Annotated in this window: 17 protein-coding genes; 6 read left to right on the top strand and 11 right to left on the bottom strand. The window is 64.8% G+C overall.

Annotation, left to right across the window (positions count from 1 at the left end; translation table 11 throughout):
- Positions 1 to 5: 5 nt before the first annotated feature.
- The 6 genes from ACN9MW_RS17605 to ACN9MW_RS17580 are packed head-to-tail and all read right to left on the bottom strand — an operon-like array spanning position 6 to position 9,045.
- Positions 6 to 284: an acylphosphatase gene (locus ACN9MW_RS17605; RefSeq protein WP_426161738.1), complete on the bottom strand. Its 279-nt coding sequence runs from the start codon at positions 282 to 284 to the stop codon at positions 6 to 8.
- Positions 284 to 1,180: a diguanylate cyclase gene (locus tag ACN9MW_RS17600; RefSeq protein ID WP_426161737.1), complete on the bottom strand. Its 897-nt coding sequence runs from the start codon at positions 1,178 to 1,180 to the stop codon at positions 284 to 286. The genes ACN9MW_RS17605 and ACN9MW_RS17600 overlap by 1 nt, the downstream gene beginning before the upstream one ends.
- Entirely contained in the window at positions 1,177 to 4,641 is a 3,465-nt protein-coding gene (locus tag ACN9MW_RS17595) for a response regulator (RefSeq protein WP_426161736.1), read from the bottom strand. The genes ACN9MW_RS17600 and ACN9MW_RS17595 overlap by 4 nt, the downstream gene beginning before the upstream one ends.
- Positions 4,635 to 5,999, bottom strand: a complete 1,365-nt coding sequence (locus ACN9MW_RS17590) for an oxygenase MpaB family protein (RefSeq protein ID WP_426161735.1) — start codon at positions 5,997 to 5,999, stop codon at positions 4,635 to 4,637. The genes ACN9MW_RS17595 and ACN9MW_RS17590 overlap by 7 nt, the downstream gene beginning before the upstream one ends.
- Positions 5,996 to 6,796 carry a carotenoid biosynthesis protein gene (locus ACN9MW_RS17585; protein ID WP_426161734.1) on the bottom strand — a complete coding sequence of 267 codons (801 nt, stop codon included), beginning with the start codon at positions 6,794 to 6,796 and terminating at the stop codon, positions 5,996 to 5,998. The genes ACN9MW_RS17590 and ACN9MW_RS17585 overlap by 4 nt, the downstream gene beginning before the upstream one ends.
- Positions 6,797 to 6,807: 11 nt before the next feature.
- The gene (locus tag ACN9MW_RS17580; RefSeq protein ID WP_426161733.1) at positions 6,808 to 9,045 is read right to left on the bottom strand and encodes a TonB-dependent receptor; all 2,238 of its coding nucleotides are present in this window, start codon (positions 9,043 to 9,045) and stop codon (positions 6,808 to 6,810) included.
- A gap of 211 nt (positions 9,046 to 9,256) precedes the next feature.
- Between ACN9MW_RS17580 and ACN9MW_RS17575 the strand changes: the two genes are divergently transcribed.
- On the top strand, positions 9,257 to 9,664 hold the full coding sequence (locus ACN9MW_RS17575) for a carboxypeptidase regulatory-like domain-containing protein (protein ID WP_426161732.1): 408 nt from the start codon (positions 9,257 to 9,259) through the stop codon (positions 9,662 to 9,664).
- On the opposite strand, the gene ACN9MW_RS17570 is transcribed toward ACN9MW_RS17575, so the two are convergent.
- On the bottom strand, positions 9,651 to 10,448 hold the full coding sequence (locus ACN9MW_RS17570; RefSeq protein WP_426161731.1) for an isocitrate lyase/PEP mutase family protein: 798 nt from the start codon (positions 10,446 to 10,448) through the stop codon (positions 9,651 to 9,653). The two genes, ACN9MW_RS17575 and ACN9MW_RS17570, sit on opposite strands and share 14 nt — an antisense overlap.
- A gap of 99 nt (positions 10,449 to 10,547) precedes the next feature.
- Between ACN9MW_RS17570 and msbA the strand changes: the two genes are divergently transcribed.
- On the top strand, positions 10,548 to 12,368 hold the full coding sequence (gene msbA / locus ACN9MW_RS17565) for a lipid A export permease/ATP-binding protein MsbA (RefSeq protein ID WP_426161730.1): 1,821 nt from the start codon (positions 10,548 to 10,550) through the stop codon (positions 12,366 to 12,368).
- Here the strand turns inward: msbA and ACN9MW_RS17560 are convergent, their stop codons facing one another.
- The gene (locus tag ACN9MW_RS17560) at positions 12,369 to 13,184 is read right to left on the bottom strand and encodes a c-type cytochrome (RefSeq protein ID WP_426161729.1); all 816 of its coding nucleotides are present in this window, start codon (positions 13,182 to 13,184) and stop codon (positions 12,369 to 12,371) included.
- Positions 13,185 to 13,334: 150 nt separating this feature from the next.
- Between ACN9MW_RS17560 and ACN9MW_RS17555 the strand changes: the two genes are divergently transcribed.
- From ACN9MW_RS17555 to ACN9MW_RS17545, 3 genes are read left to right on the top strand one after another with little or no spacing between them, the layout of a single operon-like run.
- Complete coding sequence (locus ACN9MW_RS17555; RefSeq protein WP_426161728.1) at positions 13,335 to 13,688, top strand: c-type cytochrome; 354 nt, start codon at positions 13,335 to 13,337, stop codon at positions 13,686 to 13,688.
- Positions 13,685 to 14,638: a cytochrome c oxidase subunit II gene (locus ACN9MW_RS17550; RefSeq protein WP_426161727.1), complete on the top strand. Its 954-nt coding sequence runs from the start codon at positions 13,685 to 13,687 to the stop codon at positions 14,636 to 14,638. The genes ACN9MW_RS17555 and ACN9MW_RS17550 overlap by 4 nt, the downstream gene beginning before the upstream one ends.
- Positions 14,635 to 17,106, top strand: coding sequence for a cbb3-type cytochrome c oxidase subunit I (locus ACN9MW_RS17545; protein WP_426161726.1), 2,472 nt, complete (start codon positions 14,635 to 14,637; stop codon positions 17,104 to 17,106). The genes ACN9MW_RS17550 and ACN9MW_RS17545 overlap by 4 nt, the downstream gene beginning before the upstream one ends.
- On the opposite strand, the gene ACN9MW_RS17540 is transcribed toward ACN9MW_RS17545, so the two are convergent.
- Together ACN9MW_RS17540 and ACN9MW_RS17535 are read right to left on the bottom strand one after the other, a co-directional pair.
- The gene (locus tag ACN9MW_RS17540; protein WP_426161725.1) at positions 17,103 to 17,852 is read right to left on the bottom strand and encodes a DUF481 domain-containing protein; all 750 of its coding nucleotides are present in this window, start codon (positions 17,850 to 17,852) and stop codon (positions 17,103 to 17,105) included. The genes ACN9MW_RS17545 and ACN9MW_RS17540 overlap by 4 nt on opposite strands.
- A gap of 12 nt (positions 17,853 to 17,864) precedes the next feature.
- Positions 17,865 to 18,326: an Lrp/AsnC family transcriptional regulator gene (locus ACN9MW_RS17535; protein ID WP_426161724.1), complete on the bottom strand. Its 462-nt coding sequence runs from the start codon at positions 18,324 to 18,326 to the stop codon at positions 17,865 to 17,867.
- 96 nt (positions 18,327 to 18,422) lie between these two features.
- On the opposite strand from ACN9MW_RS17535, the gene ACN9MW_RS17530 reads away from it, so the two are divergent.
- Positions 18,423 to 18,686 carry a hypothetical protein gene (locus tag ACN9MW_RS17530; RefSeq protein WP_156401456.1) on the top strand — a complete coding sequence of 88 codons (264 nt, stop codon included), beginning with the start codon at positions 18,423 to 18,425 and terminating at the stop codon, positions 18,684 to 18,686.
- Here the strand turns inward: ACN9MW_RS17530 and ACN9MW_RS17525 are convergent.
- Entirely contained in the window at positions 18,671 to 19,969 is a 1,299-nt protein-coding gene (locus ACN9MW_RS17525) for an NCS2 family permease (RefSeq protein WP_426161723.1), read from the bottom strand. The genes ACN9MW_RS17530 and ACN9MW_RS17525 overlap by 16 nt on opposite strands.
- Between the last annotated feature and the right edge of the window lie 28 nt (positions 19,970 to 19,997).

Raw genomic sequence — 19,997 nt, 5'->3', positions numbered from 1 at the left:
TACGCCTAGAGCGTCGGGCGGATGTCGAAGGTGGCGGCCAGCGGTGCGGGTTCCGGATCGTCCGCAACGTGGACGCTGCTGACCCGCGCGGCGCTGGGACCCTTGTGCGCCCATTCGATGATGGCTTTCACCGCGTCGGCTGGGCCGTGCACGCTGGCTTCGACCGCTCCGTTGGCGCGGTTGCGCACCCAGCCCGCCAGGCCGAGCGCTGTTGCGCGTTCTGCAAGCGCGTAGCGATAGCCAACGCCTTGCACCAGACCTTCGATCATCAATCGCTTGGCCATCACATCCTCCAGTTGACGCGGTTGCGGCCTGCTTCCTTGGCGCGGTACAGGGCCGCGTCGGCGGCATCGAACAGCGCGGGGGCGCTTTCCTGGCTGCCCGGCGCCAGGGTTGCACCGCCGATGCTGACCGTCAGCATCGGGCTGGCAATGGACTGCTCATGCGGAATCAGCAGCTGGGCCACCGCGTCGCGAATTCCCTCCGCTACATACAAGGCTTGCGCCGCGTCGGTTTCGGGCATCAGGATCACCAGTTCCTCGCCGCCATAGCGGGCGGCGACGTCGCAGGGCCGGCGCATGGCATTGCGCGCCACGCGGGCCACGGCGCGCAGGGCACGGTCGCCGGCCGGATGCCCGTAATGGTCGTTGTACTGCTTGAAGCAGTCGATGTCCAGCAGCGCCACTGAAATCGCGTGCGCGTGGCGGGCGGCGCGCTGCCATTCGCTTGCGTAGACTTCATCGAAGCGGCGGCGGTTGGCCAGTTCGGTCAGGCCGTCCATATGCGCCAGGTGCTCGAGCATGCTGCGCTGGCGTACCACTTCCAGGTGGGTGGCCACGCGCGCCATCACGACCGTGGTGTTGAAGGGCTTGGTGATGTAATCGGCTGCGCCCAGCTTGAGGCCGCGCGCCTCGTCCTCGGGCCGGCCCATGCCGGTGATGAAGATGACTTCAATGTGGGCAGTGGCGGCGTCGGCGCGCAGGCGGCGCAGCACTTCATAGCCGTCCATGTCGGGCAACATCACGTCCAGCATCAGCAAGTCCGGCAAGTGGCGCTGGGCGCGCTCGATGGCCTGCTCGCCGGTCTTGGCCAGCAGTACCACATACTCTGGTTTCAGCAAGGTCGCGAGAACCTGACGGTTGATGCCGTCATCGTCCGCGACTAAGACCTTTTGACTCATGCACTCAATTCCATATCGACGCCGAGTGCTTGCGCAAGTTCGGCCAGCGGTTTCAAGGCATCATGATATTCGATTTCGTCCACAGCACGCTGGATGCGCGCCAGCAGCGCAGCGTGGCCTGAAGCGGCCAGAAGGGCGCTCAGTTCGGTCAGCAAATCTTCGGAACGGGCGTCGTCGGCCCGCAGGTAGCGGTCCAGTTCACGCAGCAGGCGGCCAAAATCGGCCACCTGGCTTTCGCTGGCGCCGGCCGGCGCCTGCAAGGCATTCGCAAAGCCGGCAAGGATGATCCCGAGAGACTTGGCCATGTCCGCAGCCTCCCGTGCGCAGCGCTCGGGGCGTCCATCGCGGATGCCGGCTTCGACGATGTCGGACAGTTGGGCAAGCCCGATGGCGCCGAGGTAGGTGGCGCTGGATTTCAGGTTGTGGGCCAGGCGCTCGACCTGGGCCCAGTCGCCGTCGGCCAGTGCGGCAGTGAGCAAGGCCGGGCCGCCGCCGTATTCGGTGCAGAAGCTGCGCATGCGCTTGGCGAGGATGGCCGGATCGCGTTCGGCGCGCGCCAACGCATATTGCCAGTCGACGCCTGCCAGCGGCGGGTAGGCTGCGGCGACCGGCGCGGCGGGGATTTCTGCGGCAGGCGCGCCGGGAATGGCGCGCCCGACCAGGCGTGCAGGATCGATCCACTTCAGCATGGCGCGGAACAGCACGTCCGGATCGATCGGCTTGGTGATATGGTCGTTCATGCCCGCTTCCAGGCTCCTGGCCTGGTCTTCCGGCATGGCGTGTGCGGTCATGGCCAGGATAGGCAGGCCGCGCAGCGCTTCAATGGCGCGGATCTGGCGCGCGGCGCTCAGGCCATCGACCACCTGCATCTGCACGTCCATCAGCACCAGGTCGTAATCGCCTTGCTGCACCATCCGCACCGCCTCGCCGCCGTGAACAGCGACATCGACGTGCACCCGCACCGTTTCCAGGAAGTCGACTGCCACCTCCCGGTTGTTGGCATTGTCTTCCACCAGCAGCACGCGGGCGCCGTGCAGCCGCGCCAGCTCCTCGGCCGGCACGCCGCGCCGTTCCGCCTGCAGCGATGCCGGCTGGGCGATCTCGGGGCGCAGCACTTGCAGCAGGCTGTGATAGAGCAGCGCAGGGCCGACCGGCTTGGTCAGGAAGCCTTGCAGCGGCAGTTCGCCTTCCTCCTGCAGCACCGTTTCGCGGGTGCAGGCGCTGACCATGAGGATCGATGGCGGGGCAGCGAAGCGCGGGTCGGCGTGGATGCGGTGGATGGTTTCCACGCCATCCCAGCCCGGCATCATGTAATCCATCAGCACCACCTGGTAGGGCATGCCGGTTTCCACGCCGCGCAGCAGCATGTTGAGCGACTGTTCGCCGGAGCTCGCGCTGTGGGCAGCCACGCCGAAGGTGCCGAGCATTTCCACCAGCGCTTCTCGCGCCGTGGCGCTATCGTCCACCACCAGCACGCGGGCCTGCTGCAGCCCGCCGGTCGGCGAGGACAGAGGCTCCGCGCTGGCATCGCCGAGGCCGAGCCTGACGGTGAAGCTGAAACGGCTGCCGACGCCAGGCGTACTGGTCACCTTGATGCTGCCGCCCATCAGTTCCACCAGCTGGCGCGAAATGCTCAGGCCCAGGCCGGTGCCGCCGTATTTGCGCGTGATCGAGCTGTCGGCCTGGCTGAAGGACTGGAACAGCCGGGCGAGCTGCTCTTCGCTCATGCCGATGCCGGTATCGCTGACGCTGAATTGCAGCACCACGCCGTCGGCAGAGCGCTCGATGGCCTTGACTGCCACCACGATCTCGCCGCGTTCGGTGAACTTGACGGCATTGTTGGTCAGGTTGATCAGCACCTGGCCGAGGCGCAAGGGGTCGCCGACCAGCTTTTGCGGTACGCCGCGTTCGACGCGGAACACCAGCTCCACCTTGCGCGCATCGGTCTTGACGGCGGTCAGGGTGGACAGGTGGTCCAGCATCTCGTCCAGGCTGAACGGCACGGCTTCCAGGGCCAGCTTGCCGGCTTCGATCTTGGAGAAATCGAGGATGTCGTTGATGATGCCGAGCAGGTGTTCGCCTGCGCCGAGGATCTTGGCCAGGTAGTTGCGCTGCTTCGGACTGGGATCGGTCATCAGCGCCAGGCGGCTCATGCCGATGATGGCATTCATCGGGGTGCGGATCTCGTGGCTCATATTGGCCAGGAAATCGGATTTCAGGCGGGTGGCCGCTTCGGCGCGCAGCATGGCGTTCTGCATGGCCTTGGTGCGCAGGCCGAGGATGCGCATGAACACCAGCATGTCGAAGGCATTGCCGAACTGCAGGGCGTGCATGGTCCAGAAGTTGGCCGCCATCTTGCCGCTGATGACCTGGCTCAGCACCACCGACGACAAGAAGCTGACCGCCCAGCCCAGCATGAAGTAGATGCCGACCGAATCGCCGCGGCGCGCGCGCTTGTAGGCGCCCGGCAAGCCAAGCAGCATGGGCAGCAAGCCGAGGGTGCTGACGATGACCACCAGGCCTTCGACGCTGATCACATCGAGGCAATAGGCCACGGCAAACAGGGCGGCCAGCGCTGCCCCGGCCTTCATCAGGACCGAGAAAGTACGGTCGACGCCGGGGCGCGCCAAGGACTGCTCGACGAACAGGTAGCCGCCGCAGGACGCCATCAGGGCGAACAGGCCGCCGGCGTGCAGCGTCATCCACACATTGTCGCGCCAGATGTACTGGCTGCCCAGGCCGAAGAATTCGAAGGAGAACAGGGTGGTGCCGGCGATCAGCAGCGCATACTTGGCGAACAGCGGCTCGCGCAAATTGGCCCATTGCGCCAGGCTATACAGCAGCAGGCACAGGCTGAGGCCCATCAGCATCCCCTGCAGCATTTGCTCGGCCAGCGCGGAGGCGTGGTAGACCGCGGCCTTGGAGAAGTGAATCGGCAGGATCATCGAGCCGACATTCTCGACCCGCAGCAGGACCACATGGTCTGCGCCGGGCGTCAGGCGCAAGGCTGCCGCCGGCGTGCGGCCGCCGCCGCCCGGAGCCACCACCGGCTGCAGGTTGCCGGTCACGGTGTGGCTGTGGAGCGCACCATCGGTGGCGGCGAACACGTCGACCCGGTTGATCTGCGAATAATCGATGTTCAGGGTCCATTCGCCGGTGGCGTCGGCCGGCACGAAGACCGGGATGCGGACCCAGACCACGGTGCCTTTGTTCACTCCCAGCGTGGCATAAGCCGATTGCGGCTTCTGGAACCCGGCGGCAGCGGCCAGGACCTCGGCTGCGCTGAGGGTGCCGCCCGGGTCCTTCAGGATCGTGACGGCGGGCCAGGCGTCGTGCGAACCGGCACGTTCGTCCAGCACCAGCGGGGTCGGCGCTGCGCTTCCCGCGGCGCTGGCCAGGCACAGGCTCGACGCCAGCGCCAGCATGAGGGCGAAGAAAACGAAGGTGACGCGCTTCAGCATGGCTGCTGGTCTCCTGCCGGCTTGGCCGGGGCACGGCCGGCGAGGCGCGCTTCCAGTGCGTTCATCCAGGCCGGCGCCTTGGGATCCTTGCCCCAGCCGCGCACGGCGCTGTCAACCTGGTTCAGCACCGCAGGCGGAAGCTTCAGCGGGCGGGTCTGGTCCATCAGGAACTTCACGGTGAACTGGTAGCCGAAAATGCGGGTGATCATGCGGCAGATCGAAAAATTGGGGAAAGCCAGGCGCACCAGGGCGTCGACGCCGCGCACGACGACCATGCCGCTGATGAACAGTGCGCGCGAGAGCAGGTTGACGCGCTGATTGAGCGCCAGGTCGAGGCGGGCGGACTTGCCGCACAGGTAGCGCGTAAGCAGGACCGGGAACGGCTTCAGGATGCGCAGCGGGATCTGGTCCTGCATTGCTTTCATCAGTGCCGCGCCAAGCTCCGGGCGCGGGTCGGGCAGGTAGGGCGACAGCCGGGCGCGCGCCTGGATGTCGTTGAAGCTGGCCTCGGCCTGTTCCATGGTTTGCGGCATCAGGCCTGATTCGATGCCGAGGATGTGCCCGACCACGTTCCAGGTATGCAGGTAGGCCTGTTCGTCCTGCTGCGGCAGGCCGAGGCCAAGCTTGCGCAGGCCGCGCAGGAAAATATAGTGGAAGGTGAGCAGGGTGTAGGCCAGCTCTTCCTGGTTGCAGGGCAGGCCGTTCGCGGCGACGTCCCACCCATGGTTGTACAGGGTATCGTGCACATTGCGGCAGGGAGCATCCATCGGCGCCACGGCGCTGCCGCCTTCAAGGACCGCGTCGGAAGGGTTGCCGCGCAAGATCAGGTGGCGGATGGCGGCGTGGATCAGCCGAACCTTGAGGATCTGTGCGACACCGCCGCCTTCCGGGCTGGTCAGGCCGCCGTGCATCATGACCGGGAAGATCATGGCGGCCGTGGAGCGCACGCGGTAGTCGGTATGGGCTTCGAGCTGGCCGGCGACGTGCAGCACGCCCGCCAGGTCGGGCACGACATAGCATTCGGGCAGGCTGGCGCAGAACAGCAGGCTGCAGGACAGCATGCTCATGTCAAAGAACAGCTCCTCCGAGCGCGCAATGCGGGCGGCATCGGCCCATTCGGGCAGCCGCGAGCCTGCGGCAAGGTAGGCTTCCAGCGCGGCCGCGATTGGCGCGGGGGTGCCTTCGGGGGCGCGCCAGCCGGCGATGATGGCGTTGCTTTGCCACTCGCCAAGCAGGCGGTTCACAATCGCGATGGCTTCCCACTGGCTGCCCTCGTGGCCGTGGAGGATGGCTGCGATGGCGTCGTCGGCGAGCGGGTCGGCACGCAGGGTCGGCGCCACTGCGATGGGCGCGTTCATTGCGCTTCCTTCCAGCGCATCCAGCCGCAAAGGCCCGTCAGGACGGGAATTCCCATGGCGAACAGGGCGATGGTACGGGTCTCGATCGGGTTGCCTTTCAGGGCCTGGAACACCATGCTGCCGCCGTAGATCAGCAAGGGTACCAGCGCGTAGAGGGGCGTGACCCTGCTGCTTGGAACCGGCGGCTTATTGCGCAGCGTGAGGCGGAAGCCATAAATGATGGCGAAGGAAATCGTCATCCAGCCCACAAAACCCTGCAGCGTTTCGCCGAACCAGCCGCCATCGGTCTTGGTCATGATCCAGGCCTTGAGCGTGAAGACCATGTAAGGGTCGGCGCCCAGGTCGTAGGCGGTCACGATCATCGCGCCAAGGAAGGCCATGATGAAAGTCATCAGCGTCGACGGCACGCCGTCGGTCGGCGTTTGCCAGACGATCAGGTTGGCGATCACATAGGCGACATAGCACAGCGCAAACCACATCAGCGGGATGATGAAGGGCACGGAGCCGATGCGCGGGCCCAGCACGTCGGTATAGGTGTACGAGCCGAAGAACCAGCCATAACGCGCGCCCATCTCCTCGGCGAACCAGCCGACGACGACGCCGATGACGACGAAGCGCAGCGCCGGTGCGTGCCCGAGGAAGTGGCTGGCACTGGCCCAGCAGCAGGCAAACATCAGGATCGAACTGACGATCAACAGGGTCGTCGTTTCGCTCCAGCTGCGGGATGCGAGCGCGATCAGGAATCCGGCGAGCAGGACGAGGGTGATGCGGGGCAGTTGGTTCAGCAGCGACTTCATACGTCTCCGGGTTAGAAGTGGTAGTCGAAATGGATGTCAAAGGTCCGTGGATCGCTCGGCGCAGCCATGCCGAAGCTGTCGATGGTGACAGGCTGCACCTTGTTTTCCAGGTTCTTCACATGGGCCATCAGGCTCCAATTGGCGCCGTCGGGGCGATACGCCAGCGAGAGGTCGCTGGCGGTGCGCGGCGGGATGCGGTATTGCAGCAACTGGCTGGAAGCGCTGATGTTGTAGGCCGCGCTGCGGCGCGCGCTGATGCCGGCGGTGAGTGCTGCGCCAGGCAGGCGGAAGCGATGGTCCCAGCCCAGGCTCAGCACCGAATGCGGCGCCCGGTCCAGCGGCTCGCCGGCCCAGGAAACCAGGCCGTTCGGCCGGTAGCTTACGTAATGGGCATCCAGCAGCGTCAGGCCGTAGGTGAAGCTGTCGGCAGGGGTGGCGCGTACCTGCCCATCGAGCTCGAGGCCCTTGACGCTGGCGGCGCCGGCATTCTGGGTGACGAAGCGCGGCGCGCCGGCCACGATCGCAACGCCGGAGAGCTGCAGGTTGGTGTAGTCGTAGTGGAAGATGGCCAGGTTCATGCTAGCCCGCTTGTTCCAGAACCGCGTTTTCAGCCCGGCTTCCCAGGATTTCAGCGTCTCGGGCCGGTAGAACAGGGTTTCAGCCGGCACGGCAATCACGGCCGGGCAGGCGATGCCCAGCGCGCTGGAACCGGCAAGGCAGCCGTCATTGAAGCCGCCCGATTTGTAGCCCGTGGCGATGCTGGCATAAGCCATGGCCGCCGGCGCCAGGTCGACCTCGGCACCCAGCTTCCACGTCGTCTTGTGGGTGGCCAGGGTGGCGTCGTTCAGCATCTTGAGATCGGTCGCGGCGTTGAATTCGCGCGCCTGCTGGAAGTTGGTCGAGCCCACGCGCGACTTGTCATCCTCCGTATAGCGCAGGCCCGCAGTGGCGCGCAGGACCGGCGTTACGCTGTACGTCAGCTGGCCGAAGGCTGCCTTGCTGCGCGAGATCGTCGGTCCATGCGGGAATACGTAGTAAGGCGGCAGCTTGACCAGCTGCAGGTCGCGGAACACATAGAGCTGCTGCGATTCTTCTCGGAAGTAATACAAGCCGCCCTGCGCCTTCAGCGGGCCGCTGCCGGAGGCGGACAGGCGCAGTTCATGGGAATCCTGGCGCTGGTCGCCCCAGAAATTCTCGTGCACGCCAATTGCCAGCGTTGGTTGCACACGGTAGTAGAAGTTGGCCAGGAAGTCGTGTTCGTTCTTGCGGTGCGAGCCAAGGTAGTCCAGGGTGACGGGGCCGAGGTTCCACGAGAGTTCGGCGCCCAGGCTATCGGTCGATTTGTGGTTGTAGCCTTGCTCGAGCTTTGTATTGAATGGCTTGAAATTGTTGGTCAGGCGCTCATCGGTGCCGGCGTCATACCAGGTGGGCCTGCCTGCCTCGACACCCTTGTAGAAATTGGTGTCCGGGACGATGTTGTCGATATTGCCGTTCTGCGTAGCGTGTTCGTAGCGCAGCAGCAGCGTGGCCGATTTCCCCAGGGCCAGTTTGGCGGACAGGCGCGCAGCGCGGTCGTCGCGGTCCTGGCCCAGTTCATAGCCGGTGCCCTGGCCATTGCGCAGGGTGCTGTCATGCTTGCTGAGCGCTACTGCAGCGCGCAGGGCGAGCATGTCATTGACCGGCAGGTTGAGCATGCCGTTCGCTACGCGCGAATGGAAATTGCCCAGCGCAAGGCTGGCGGCGCCTTCCCAGCGCTGGATTGGCGTGTTGCTGATGACGTTCACCACGCCGGCCGTGGTATTGCGGCCATACAAGGTGCCTTGCGGACCGCGCAGCACTTCGATGCGGTCCACGTCCAGGAAGCCCAGGGTCTGGGCTTGGGGGCGGGCGATATAGATCCCGTCCATCATGAACGCGGCGGAAGGATCTCCCTTTTCCGTCACGTCCGAATTGGACACGCCGCGGATCGTGATGCGCAGCCCGTCCGGGGCGCCGTCCAGGTGCACATTGGGCAGGCGCTTGCCGATGGCTGCCGCGTTGTCGATGCCGAGTTTGTCCAGTTGCTCGGCAGTGAGGACCGACATGGCGACCGGTGTCCGCGATTCGGGCGCAGCGATGCGCTGGGCCGTCACGAGGACTTCCGGAATTTGCTCTTCAGTTTGACCTTGCGCGATGACAGGCGCGCAAAGAATGCTGGAGACCGCGGCCGCCAACATGGTCGGGCGCAGATGCGCCCCGCAATTCGACATGATTACCCCTAGTGCCTTGCTTTATATGATTATTTTTGCAACGTTACTTAAAAGTGTTGCTAGCAAAGTTCAAGAGTCTAACAGTTTGGCAACGTAGGAAATAGGGGGTATGTAGGCTTTCCCCGACATAGAAACGACACGATGGCTGATAGCGTGCCGGGCGCGAGGGGAGAATACTGGCGGCAAGCCTGAAAAAGGAAAGGAGTGCATCATGTTTGTACGAAACATTACTTTCGCCTTCACCCTGGCTTGCAGCGCCATCGGCGCAGCAGTGGCGGCCGATGAGCCGCAATTCGTGACCGGCGGCGTCGGCCTTGAAGAGCGTGGCCAAATGCTCGCCAGCAAGCCGGATTACAACGTGCGCATGACCTTCGCGACCCGCGGCACCGGCGAGTACCGCTCGGACGTCCAGGTCGAGATCTCTGATGCGAAAGGCCATACCAACGTCAACGCGCGCGATGCCGGGCCATTGATGTTCGTTAACCTGGAGCCTGGCCGCTACCGCGTGACCGCTACGGCGGCCGATGGCCAGGTCCAACGCCGCGAGGTGCAAGTGCAGCCTGGACGGACGAAGGACCTGTACTTCTACTGGAGCGAACCTGCCACTATCGTGCAGTAGACATCAGTTGGTTGAGCGGACCGTAATGGAAGGTCTGCTCATCGTCGATGGCGCCGGTCTGGTGGAAGCGCTCCATATACACCCTCAGCCGGCCCATCATTACCTCTGCCGGCGACGATCCTGCGCTCAGGCGGCGCACGCCCAACTGGGCCAGGCGTGATGGCGCGGCCAGGTTGGGACGGGCCAGCACATTGAGCGGCATTGTTATGCCTTTTGCAAGCTCGGCAATTTCGCCCTCGTCCGTGACGCCCGGTGCAAACAGGCCGCTGGCGCCCGCTTCCTGGTACAGCGCTGCACGGCGCAGGGTTTCCGCCACGCGGGCGCCCGGCTCGGCCAGGCCGCGCAGGTAGACGTCGCAACGGGCGTTGATATACAGGTCGATGCCGGCCGCAGCGGCCGCAGCGCGCGCTGCGCCGATCTTGCGCGCCAGCAGCTCCGGCGGCGCACCGCCATCTTCAATATTGATGCCGACCACGCCGGCCCGGATAAGTTGCCCGACAAACTGGCCAACGACTTCCGGATCGGAAGAATAGCCGTCCTCGATATCGACCGTCAGCGGCAAGGCGCTGGCACGGACGATGTCGCGCACGGTTTCCAGTAACAGGGCGGTCGGCAGCTGCGAACCGTCGGCGTAGCCGTGGCCCCAGGCGACTGCCGCGCTGCTGGTGGCGAGTGCCTTGGCGCCAGCCAGGGCGGCGATGCGGGCGGTACCACCGTCCCAGCAATTGGCCAGCAGCAGGATGCCATCCTGGTGCAGGGCATGGAATTGGGTGTCGTTGCGCATGTGGTTTTTTCCTTAACATTGAGGAGCTGGCCATTCTGCCACGGTTCCCACATTCCTGCTTTGGTACAATTCGGGGTTGCCAATCAATCCCCAACCATAGTGCAAAGCCGCCAACTCTACGTCCGCCTGATCAAGGAATTCCTCCCCTATAAGTGGGCCGCCCTGGTGACCCTGGTCGGCGTGGGTGTGGCGTCGATGACCGACGTGCTGCTGATACGCCAGCTGCAGAATGTGGTCGATGCGGTGCAGCCGAACGCGGTCGCCGGCGCGGCGCCGCAGAGCGGGGCGCTGGCGACGGTGCACGCCTGGCTCGACAGCATCCTGCCGACCGATCCCGGCGCCGCTGCACTGTGGGCGATTCCGGCCCTGATCATGGCCCTGGCCCTGCTGCGCATGGTCAGCACGTTTACCGGTGACTACGGCTCCGCATGGCTGACCCAGCGCGTCCAGGCTAATGTGCGGGAGCAGATGTTTGCCCGTGTGCTGCGTCTTCCGAACCGCTATTTCGACCAGTCTTCGACCGGCACCACGCTGTCGCGCATTGCCTTCGATGCCACGCAGGTGACCCAGGCCGGCCTCAGCGTGCTCACCATCGCCGTGCGCGACACGGTGGCGGTGATCGGTTTCCTTGGTTCGCTGTTCGATATCGACTGGAAGCTGGCCCTGTTCTGCCTCGTGCTGCTGCCGCTGGTCGCTCTGGTCGTGACCATCGCGGCCCGCCGCATGCGCCGCCTCAGTTCCAGCGCCCAGCATGCTATGGGCGAGCTGACCCGCGTGCTGGACGAAAGCATCGGCGGCCAGCGGGTAGTGAAGATTTTCGGCGGCCAGGCCTATGAGCAAAAGCGCTTCGACGAAGTGGTGAAGCTGAATCGCCAACTGGCCGTCAAGCACGCTTCGACTGCAGCGATGAATTCCGGCCTGATCATGTTGATGGTCGGCGCCACCTTGTCGGCCGTGATCTATTACGCCTTGCTGCGCGCGCAGGCGGGCGCACTGACGCCCGGTGCTTTCGTCGCCTTCATCACCTGCCTGATGTCGCTGCAAGGCCCGATCAAGAACCTGACCAAGCTGAATGAACCCCTGCAGCGCGGCCTGGCTGCCGCGGAATCGGTGTTCGGCCTGATCGATGCGCCGATGGAAGCCGATACCGGCACGCGCCCGGCAGATAACGTGAAAGGCCACATTGAATTGGTGGATGTCGGCTTCCGCTACAACGCGGACGACCCGGAAGCGGCGCCGGCCTTGCGCTCGCTGTCGCTCGACATCGCGGCCGGCGAGACGGTGGCGCTGGTGGGCGGCTCGGGCAGCGGCAAGACCACGCTGGCCAGCCTGCTGCCGCGCTTCTATGACGTCAGCAGCGGCCGGATCCTGCTGGACGGCGTGGACTTGCGCGAATACCGCCTGCCTGAACTGCGCAGCAAGATCGCCCTGGTGAGCCAGGACGTGGTCCTGTTCAACGATACGCTGGCTGCCAATATCGCTTACGGCGATCCGGCACCGGATATGGCACGGGTCGAAGCGGCATCACGCGCGGCCTACGCGCATGACTTCATCATGCGCCAGCCTCAGGGCTACCAGACCGAGGTCGGCGAAAACGGCATGCGACTGTCGGGCGGCCAACGCCAGCGGCTGGCCATTGCACGCGCCTTGTACAAGGATGCGCCTATCCTGATCCTGGACGAGGCAACCAGTGCCCTGGACACAGAGTCCGAACGCCAGGTGCAGGCGGCGTTGGAAAAGCTGATGGAAGGCCGCACCACGGTCGTCATCGCACACCGCCTGTCCACCATCGAAAACGCCGACCGCATTGTGGTCATGTCGGCGGGATCGATTGCGGAGCAGGGCAGCCACGAAGCGCTGTTGGCGAAGGGCGGCATTTACGCCCGCCTGTACCAGACGCAGAAGCAGCTGGACCAATAATCAGCGGGTGGCCTGCAGCAAGTAGGCTGCCATGTCGCGCGCATCGCGCTCCGGCACGCCGAGCTGCGGCATGGCGGTACCGGGTTTGACCTGCTGCGGTGCGCGAATCCATTTCACCAGGTTTTCTTCGCTTGTCGGCAGCTTGCCGGCGATGAAGCCGCGTTGTGCCAGTCCGTCCAGATTGGGTCCAACGAAGGTCAGCGGGCCGGTCACGCCCGGGACATGGTGGCAGGATTGGCAGGCAAACTGGGTCAGCGCCAGCCTGCCGCGCTCGCGGTCGGGTACGTGGCCCACCGCGCGCTCGACCTGGGCGTCCAGCGGGGGCAGCGCAGGCGGCCTTTCAATAGCGGCATAGTCCGCGGGCGTCATTGCAGGCAGCGCGCCGAGGAAGGCAACGATATCCCGGATTTCGCGCTCGCTCAGGTGGAAGCGCCATGCGGGCATCCCGCTCATCTTGATCCCGTTTGCGGTTATCCAGTACATTTCACGCGCTTTCCAGCGCCGTGCCGCGTCGGCCAGCGGGCCGGGGACCGGTTGCATGCTCAAGCCGATCACGCCCATCGGCACGCCCGGTCCGCCATGGCATTGTTCGCAGTGCTGGCGAAACAGGACGCCGCCGCGCGTCGAGGCGCCCGCCGTCGCCGAAGGGGGCGCGATTTCGCGCGCGTGAAAGCGTACCGATTGCTGCATGCCGCGCTCGATCAGGGTGTGCACGAACTGGAAATGCGGGCGCAGCGCGGAAGCGTCATACCAGCCCGCCTGCAGCACCACGGTAGCCGCCAGTATTCCGGCCAGTCCGGCCAGGCACAAGCTCATAGCGGCGGTAGCAATAAGGCGACGCACAATCGGGAAAAGGGCGATGATGTCTTGAGCAAATTATAGGGATCGGCAGCGGGAAGGCAGGGACGATTCGTGCAAGCAATCACTGTGCGTTTGCGGAAAAATGGGAGCACGCATCGCGCATGCGTGGCAGCCTTGCTCTTTCCGCTCGCTTTGTGCGCTTGCCAGCCGCGCAAGCCCACTCCACCGGCCGGCGAGGGCGGCGACGCCCGGCGCGGCAAGGCGCTGCTGGCGCAATTCCAGTGCGGCAGCTGCCATCACATTCCAGGCGTGGAATCTGCACGCGGCAAGGCGGCGCCGTCGCTCGCGGAGTTCGGGCTGCGCAGCTATATTGCGGGGCGCTGGCCGAACCGGCAGGCCGACCTGGTGCGCTGGATTTCGGCCCCGCGCAGCATGGATCCCGCGACCATGATGCCGGACATGGGCGTTTCCCCCGAAGATGCACGCCACATGGCGGCTTATCTTTATTCGCTCCAATGACGCCGGCGCTGCAATCGGTCCTGTCGCCTGCGGGGCCGGATGCGGCGCTGCTTAGCCGATTCAGCTGGCTGTTGTTCGGCTCGGGGGCCGTGATATTCCTGTTGGTCGCGGCCCTCGTTCTCGCCAGTGTTGCACGCAAGCGCGGAAAGTCCTGGTCGAGCAGGCTGGTGGTGGGCGGGGGATTGCTCTTGCCGGTACCCTTGCTGGTTGCGCTCATGGGGTGGTCGGGGTGGCAAGCTTCGCTCCTGGCGTGGCCCTTTTCGGGGACCCGTATCCAGGTCACCGTCACGGCGCATATGTGGTGGTGGGAAGTGCGCTATCGCGACACGGTGAGCGGGAGGGAGGCGGTGCTGGCGAACGAGCTGCGGCTTCCGGTGGGCGAGCGGGTTTACCTCGCGCTGGCGTCGGCGGATGTACTGCATGCGTTCTGGGTGCCGGCGCTGGCGGGCAAGGTGGATATGGTGCCGGGCCGCGTCCATGGCCTCACACTGCGTGCCGGGACAGTTGGCCGCTACCGGGGCCAGTGCGCTGAGTATTGCGGCACCCAGCACGCAGCCATGGCGCTGGATGTGGTGGCAGTCACGCCGCAGCAATTCGAAGCCTGGCTGGCGCACCAGGCCGCGCCAGCGGCCAGCTCGCCGCGTGCGGCAACGATGCAGGCGGGCGAGGGCGAAATCGCACACCGCGGGCGCGAGGTGTTCCTGGCCGCGCGCTGCAACGCGTGCCATACGGTGCGAGGCATCGCGGAAGGTGGAAAGTCGGGCCCGGACTTGACGCACCTCGCTGGCCGCCGCCATCTTGCAGCCGGGGCGCTGCCAATGAGCCGTGCCGGGCTGCTTGGATGGATCGTCAACCCCCAGTCTGCCAAACCCGGTGCCCGCATGCCGCCCAGCAGCCTGTCACCCGACGACCTGCAAGCCCTGGCAAGCTGGCTGGAGACGCTGGAATGAGCGCTCCTCGACGTCCCCCCAACAGCCTGCCGCGCCCGCCGGGCGAGTACGAAGCGCTGGAGCGCGCATGGCGCAAACCGGGTGGCTGGCGCGCCCTGACCGCCGTCAACAACACACGCATTGGCCGCCTGTACCTGGCGACCGCGTTTGCCTTGTTCCTGTTCGCAGGCGTCCTTGCGCTGGCAATGCGGCTGCAACTGGCAGTCCCAGGCAATGACTTGCTGCAGCCGGGGACCTATAACCAGTTCTTCACCATGCACGGCACGGTAATGATGTTCCTGTTCGCCATTCCCATGGTGGAAGCCATTGCCGTCTTCCTGCTGCCAGGCATGCTGGGGGCCCGGGACCTGCCGTTCCCGCGCCTGTCCGCCTACGCCTATTGGGCGTATGCTTTCGGCGGCGCAGGCTTTATCGTGACGCTGGCCTTCGGGCTCGCTCCCGATGGCGGCTGGTTCATGTATCCGCCCCTGACCGGCAAGGAATATTCGCCCGGACTGAACGCTGACTTCTGGCTGCTCGGCATCGGATTCATCGAAATTTCGGCGATCGCCGGCGCCATCGAGCTCATTATCGGCATCCTGTTCACCCGCACGCCCGGCATGACGCTGGCGCGCATCCCCGTGTTTGCCTGGTCGATGCTGGTGGTGGCTGCGATGGTGGTCTTCGCCTTTCCTCCGTTGATTGCGGGAACGGCCCTGCTGGAACTGGAACGGGCCTACGACTGGCCATTCTTCATCCCTGCGCGCGGCGGCGACCCGGTCTTGTGGCAGCACCTGTTCTGGTTCTTCGGGCATCCGGAGGTGTACATCATTTTCCTTCCTGCTGCGGGTATGGTGTCGTCCATGTTGCCGGCGCTGGTGCAAACCCCGCTGGTGGGGCGCCGGGCGGTGATTTTCTCGCTGGCTGCCGTGGGAGCGCTGAGTTTCGCCTTGTGGATGCACCATATGTTCACCGCCGGCCTTGGGCAGCTGGAGACCACGCTGGTGTCGGCCGCGAGCATGGCCATCGCAGTCCCTACGGCGGTGCAGGTGTTCGCCTGGATCGCAACCCTCTGGCGGGGCAGGGTGCAGTTGAACGCGCCGACGCTATTCGTCCTTGGTTTCCTGCTGGTCTTTGTACTGGGCGGCCTGACAGGCGTGATGGTGGCCGCCGTGCCATTCGACTGGCAGGCGCATGACAGTTACTTCATTGTCGCCCACCTTCATTACGTGCTGGTAGGCGGACTGGTATTCCCGATGTTGGCAGGCGCGTATTTCTGGGTTCCCTTGTTCAACGGGCACCGCATGTCAGAGGCCTGGGCACGCTGGGTGTTTGGCCTGGTGTTCGCGGGAACCAATGTGGCGTTCTTCCCGATGCACGTATCGGGTTTGCTTGGCATGCCGCGCCGGGTTTACACCTATGGTTCGGAAATGGGCTGGGCAGACTTGAACATGGCCAGCACGGTCGGCGCCTTGCTGCTGGCCTGCGGCGTCGCGCTGTTCACCATCGATCTGATCCGGACGCTGCGCCGACCTCAACGGGCGCACGGAGATCCCTGGCGAGCGAGCTCGCTGGAGTGGCTGCCACAGGACGAATATGCGACCCGCAGCCAGCCGGACGTTCGCTCGGCGGAGCCGTTGTGGCGGCAGCCGCTGCTCGTGCAGGAAGTGGAAACCGGCATGCATTGGCTACCCGGCAGCGTGACCGGCATGCGCGAGACGCTGGTGACCGGCTGGCGCGACGCGCGGCCCCGGTATTTGCTGGTGCTGCCGGGCGACAGCTGGCTGCCATTCCTTTGTGCGCTTGGGACGGCGGGCTTCTTCCTCTTGATGACGGTGCAGCAAGCCATCGCCGCGTGGCTGTTCGGCGCACTGGCCATTGCCACGCTGCTGGCCTGGTTGTGGCAGGCAGACCGGCCGCTGCCACCGCAGGCCACTGCCGCGGAAGGGGTCGAGTTGCCGATCGGCGCCGAAGGACGGGCATCGCATTCCTGGTGGGCTACCTGGGTGTTGGTCGTCGTGGATGCGGCAATTTTCGCCTCGCTGGCCTTTACTTTCTTGCACTTGTCGATGCGCCTGGAGGTTTGCCCGCCGCCTGGCGCGCACTTGCCGGCTGCGCCCTGGCCGTGGCTGCAGGCTGCCTTCCTGGCGGCCAGTTCCCTCTTGGCCGGGTGGAGTTCACGCCGCCCGGCCCAGGGGTGGCCGATGTTGGCGGCAGGCGCATGCCTGTTCGCCGCGTTTGCATGTGATCTGGATGCACACCGGCAAGCGGGACTTGCCCCGTCGCGCGATGCGTGGAGTGCAGCGGTTGCCGCGCTACTGGCTTACCAGGGACTGCATGTTGCCGTGCTGGCGCCGGCAGCGGCGTACGTTGCGGCTCGGGGGAAATTGCGCGCAGCCAGCCGCGCCACGCTGGATAACACTATCCTGCTGTGGCACTGCGCTGTTTTGCAGGCGCTGGCGGGCCTGGTTTTACTTCGGCTGGTTTAGAACGAGTAGACCAGCGTGACCGACGTCTGGGTGTCGGTGTTCTGCTTGTCGATCGGCACGGTGGAGTCGTTGATGGCGCTGAAGGCGGCCTTCATGTGCATCGACCCGTTGATCCGGGCGCTGAGCGAAGTCTCGGAAGTGGAGTGAGTGTTCCACGAAGCGCGTTCCACCGTCAGCATTTGCGCGAACGTGGCATTGTCGCTGAGCTTCCAGCGGAAGGCGGCGCGGCCGCGCAGCACCAGGCCGCGATCCTCTTCGCCATTCGCGCGCGTGGCCCTGAAGAAGCCCGGACCGGCTTCCATGTCGAGGGTCTTGTCATCGCTCTGGTAAACGCGGAAGCCGTGACCGACACCGACGCTGGCGCTGCGGGTATAGGCGCCGAACCGGTCTTCCGAGAAGCCTGCCAGCACGAACAGGGTGGAATTTTCTTCCAGCAGCTTGTAGCCGGCCTTGGCGCCGAACTGGTAGCGTTCAGCCGAGCGTTGCTTGGATTCCTCGCCATTGACGCGGGCGCGGTCTTCCTTGAAGTAGCCGTTGCCGGTGTACTCGTTGCTCCAGCGGAGGGTGTCTTGCAGGATTTCGAACCTGCCGGTGACGGAAGTACCGGCGGTATTGCCGCTGGTGCTGATGGCGCCGATTTCGGCGGACAGCATGACATTGCCAGTGTGCTCAACTTCGTTATCTTCTGCCAGTGCGTTGCCTGCGGCCATGCCGGAGGCGAAAATCAGGGGTATCAGGTATTTCATGACTGAATTCTATCAGGGCTCTACGGAATGTGCCCGCTTCAGGCAGCGCAACACGAAAGTCGAGCGGCTGTGGCGGATGCCGGGCAGTTTATACAATTTCCGGCGCAGGAATTCTTCGTAGCCCGCGGTGCCGGCCACCGCGACCTTGATCAGGTAGTCATATTCGCCCGTCAGCAGGTAGGCTTCCATCACTTCCGGAAGGTCGGCCAGCGCCAGGCCGAATTTGTGCAGCATGTCGTCGTCATGGCGATCCAGGGTGACCTCGATGATGACGGTGTCCGGCAGGCCCAGGGCCTGCTGGTTGAGCAGCGCAGTATACCCTTCAATGACGCCGCGCTCCTCCATCGCCTTGACCCGGTTCCAGCAAGGCGTGGTGGACAGGCCCACGGTTTCGGCCAACCTGGTGTTGCTTAAACGTCCATCCCGCCGAAGTTCTCGCAGGATTTTTCGGTCCATCTCGTCAAGGTGTTCCATGAATTTGTTGAAATGAAGAAGATTCTTCTATTTTACATGGAAAACGAGGCAAACTTCAGATGCCTATTCCGGCGAGCCAGCCGGATAATCTTCCACATGAATACTGAACAGAGAACTTTCCGCTTGCGCCTCGACCGTTGCTCCGCCATGGATGCTGCGGAGGCGGTGCTGGCGACCCTGCGCCGCGGTGGCGTCCAGCTCCATGCAATGCGCATGGCGCCGGGCGTGCACGGCATGAACCTTGACCTGGATGTGGCAGCCGAGGGCGAAGATGCCCTCGTGCTGGCCCGGATGCGCCTGTGTAACCTGATCGGCGTGTTGAAGATTCGCGTGCAGTCGCGCGCTTACGCCCCGATATAGGCGTACTTGAAACTGAAGACGATGGCGATCACCCACACGATCGGTTTCACTTCGCGGAAGCGGCCGGTCAGCAGCTTGAGGGCTGCATAGGTGATGAAGCCGAAGGCGATGCCGTGCGCGATCGAATAAGTGAAGGGGATCAGCAAGGCGGTAATCGCTGCCGGTATGCACTCGGTGGTTTCGTTCCAGTCGAAGTCGCCGAGGTCGCGCAGCATCAGGCAGGCAACGAACAGCAGCGCGGGCGCGGTCGCATAAGGCGGCACCACGCCAGCCAGCGGGGCAATGAACAACGCCGCCAGGAACAGCAGCGCGACCACCAGCGCAGTCAGCCCCGTGCGGCCGCCCGCTTGCACGCCCGAGGCGCTTTCCAGGTAGGCGGTGGTGCTGGAAGTGCCGAGCACGGAGCCCGCCACAATGGCGGTGCTGTCGGCCAGCAGGGCCTTGTTCAGGCGCTCCATCTTGCCGCTGACCAGCAGGCCGGCGCGGCTGGCGACACCCATCAGGGTGCCGGTGGCATCGAACAGTTCGACCAGGAAGAACACCAGGACCACGTTCAACACGCCCACGCCCAGCGCGCCGGGAACGTCCAGCTTGAGGAAAGTCGCGTCCAGCGATGGCGGCGCCGAGAAAACGCCATGGAACTGGTTCCCGGCAAAGAAGAAGCTCAACACGGTGACGGTCATGATGCCGATCAGGATTGCCCCTTTGACTTTCAGCCGGTCCAGCGTGACGATCAGCAGGAAGCCGACGACGGCCAGCAGTGCTGGTGGTTTGTGCAGGTCGCCCACCGTAACCATCGTATTAGGGTTGGCCATGACGATGCCGGCGCTCTTCAGCGCGATCAGGCCGAGGAACAGGCCCAGGCCCACGGTGATCGCAATGCGCAGCGAGCGGGGGATGCCGTTGACAATGGCTTCCCGCAGCCCAAGCAGGCTGACAATCAGGAACAGGCAGCCGGAAATGAAGACAGCACCCAGTGCGACCGGCCATTTGATGCCCATGCCGAGCACCACGGCGTAGGCGAAGTAGGCGTTCAGGCCCATGCCGGGCGCCATGCCGATCGGGTAGTTGGCGTACAAGGCCATGATCGCCGTGCCCAGGGCTGCGGCGAGGCAGGTGGCGACGAAGACTGCTTCTTTCGGCAAGCCGGCGTCGCCGAGGATGGCGGGGTTGACGAAGATGATGTACGCCATGGTCAGGAAGGTGGTGATCCCTGCCACCACTTCTGTTCGCACATCGCTGCCGGCTTCCTTGAGTTTGAATAGTTTTTCTACGATCGACACAACGCTGCTCCCCGGTTTTGACTATCGG

It is taken from the genome of Pseudoduganella sp. R-34, assembly GCF_049904655.1.
Lineage (GTDB): Bacteria > Pseudomonadota > Gammaproteobacteria > Burkholderiales > Burkholderiaceae_D > Rugamonas.
The sequence above is the reverse complement of the archived record's forward strand: the minus strand, read 5'-3'. Positions and strand labels throughout refer to the sequence as shown.

Excerpts from the sequence above, each read along its gene's own strand:
- ACN9MW_RS17560 (WP_426161729.1), bottom strand. The coding sequence starts at position 13,184 with ATGAGCTTGTGCCTGGCCGGACTGGCCGGAATACTGGCGGCTACCGTG.
- ACN9MW_RS17540 (WP_426161725.1), bottom strand. The coding sequence starts at position 17,852 with ATGAAATACCTGATACCCCTGATTTTCGCCTCCGGCATGGCCGCAGGC.
- ACN9MW_RS17535 (WP_426161724.1), bottom strand. The coding sequence starts at position 18,326 with ATGGAACACCTTGACGAGATGGACCGAAAAATCCTGCGAGAACTTCGG.
- ACN9MW_RS17580 (WP_426161733.1), bottom strand. The coding sequence starts at position 9,045 with ATGTCGAATTGCGGGGCGCATCTGCGCCCGACCATGTTGGCGGCCGCG.
- ACN9MW_RS17545 (WP_426161726.1), top strand. The coding sequence starts at position 14,635 with ATGAGCGCTCCTCGACGTCCCCCCAACAGCCTGCCGCGCCCGCCGGGC.
- ACN9MW_RS17530 (WP_156401456.1), top strand. The coding sequence starts at position 18,423 with ATGAATACTGAACAGAGAACTTTCCGCTTGCGCCTCGACCGTTGCTCC.
- ACN9MW_RS17575 (WP_426161732.1), top strand. The coding sequence starts at position 9,257 with ATGTTTGTACGAAACATTACTTTCGCCTTCACCCTGGCTTGCAGCGCC.
- ACN9MW_RS17550 (WP_426161727.1), top strand. The coding sequence starts at position 13,685 with ATGACGCCGGCGCTGCAATCGGTCCTGTCGCCTGCGGGGCCGGATGCG.
- ACN9MW_RS17600 (WP_426161737.1), bottom strand. The coding sequence starts at position 1,180 with ATGAGTCAAAAGGTCTTAGTCGCGGACGATGACGGCATCAACCGTCAG.
- ACN9MW_RS17605 (WP_426161738.1), bottom strand. The coding sequence starts at position 284 with ATGGCCAAGCGATTGATGATCGAAGGTCTGGTGCAAGGCGTTGGCTAT.
- ACN9MW_RS17570 (WP_426161731.1), bottom strand. The coding sequence starts at position 10,448 with ATGCGCAACGACACCCAATTCCATGCCCTGCACCAGGATGGCATCCTG.
- ACN9MW_RS17585 (WP_426161734.1), bottom strand. The coding sequence starts at position 6,796 with ATGAAGTCGCTGCTGAACCAACTGCCCCGCATCACCCTCGTCCTGCTC.
- ACN9MW_RS17590 (WP_426161735.1), bottom strand. The coding sequence starts at position 5,999 with ATGAACGCGCCCATCGCAGTGGCGCCGACCCTGCGTGCCGACCCGCTC.
- ACN9MW_RS17595 (WP_426161736.1), bottom strand. The coding sequence starts at position 4,641 with ATGCTGAAGCGCGTCACCTTCGTTTTCTTCGCCCTCATGCTGGCGCTG.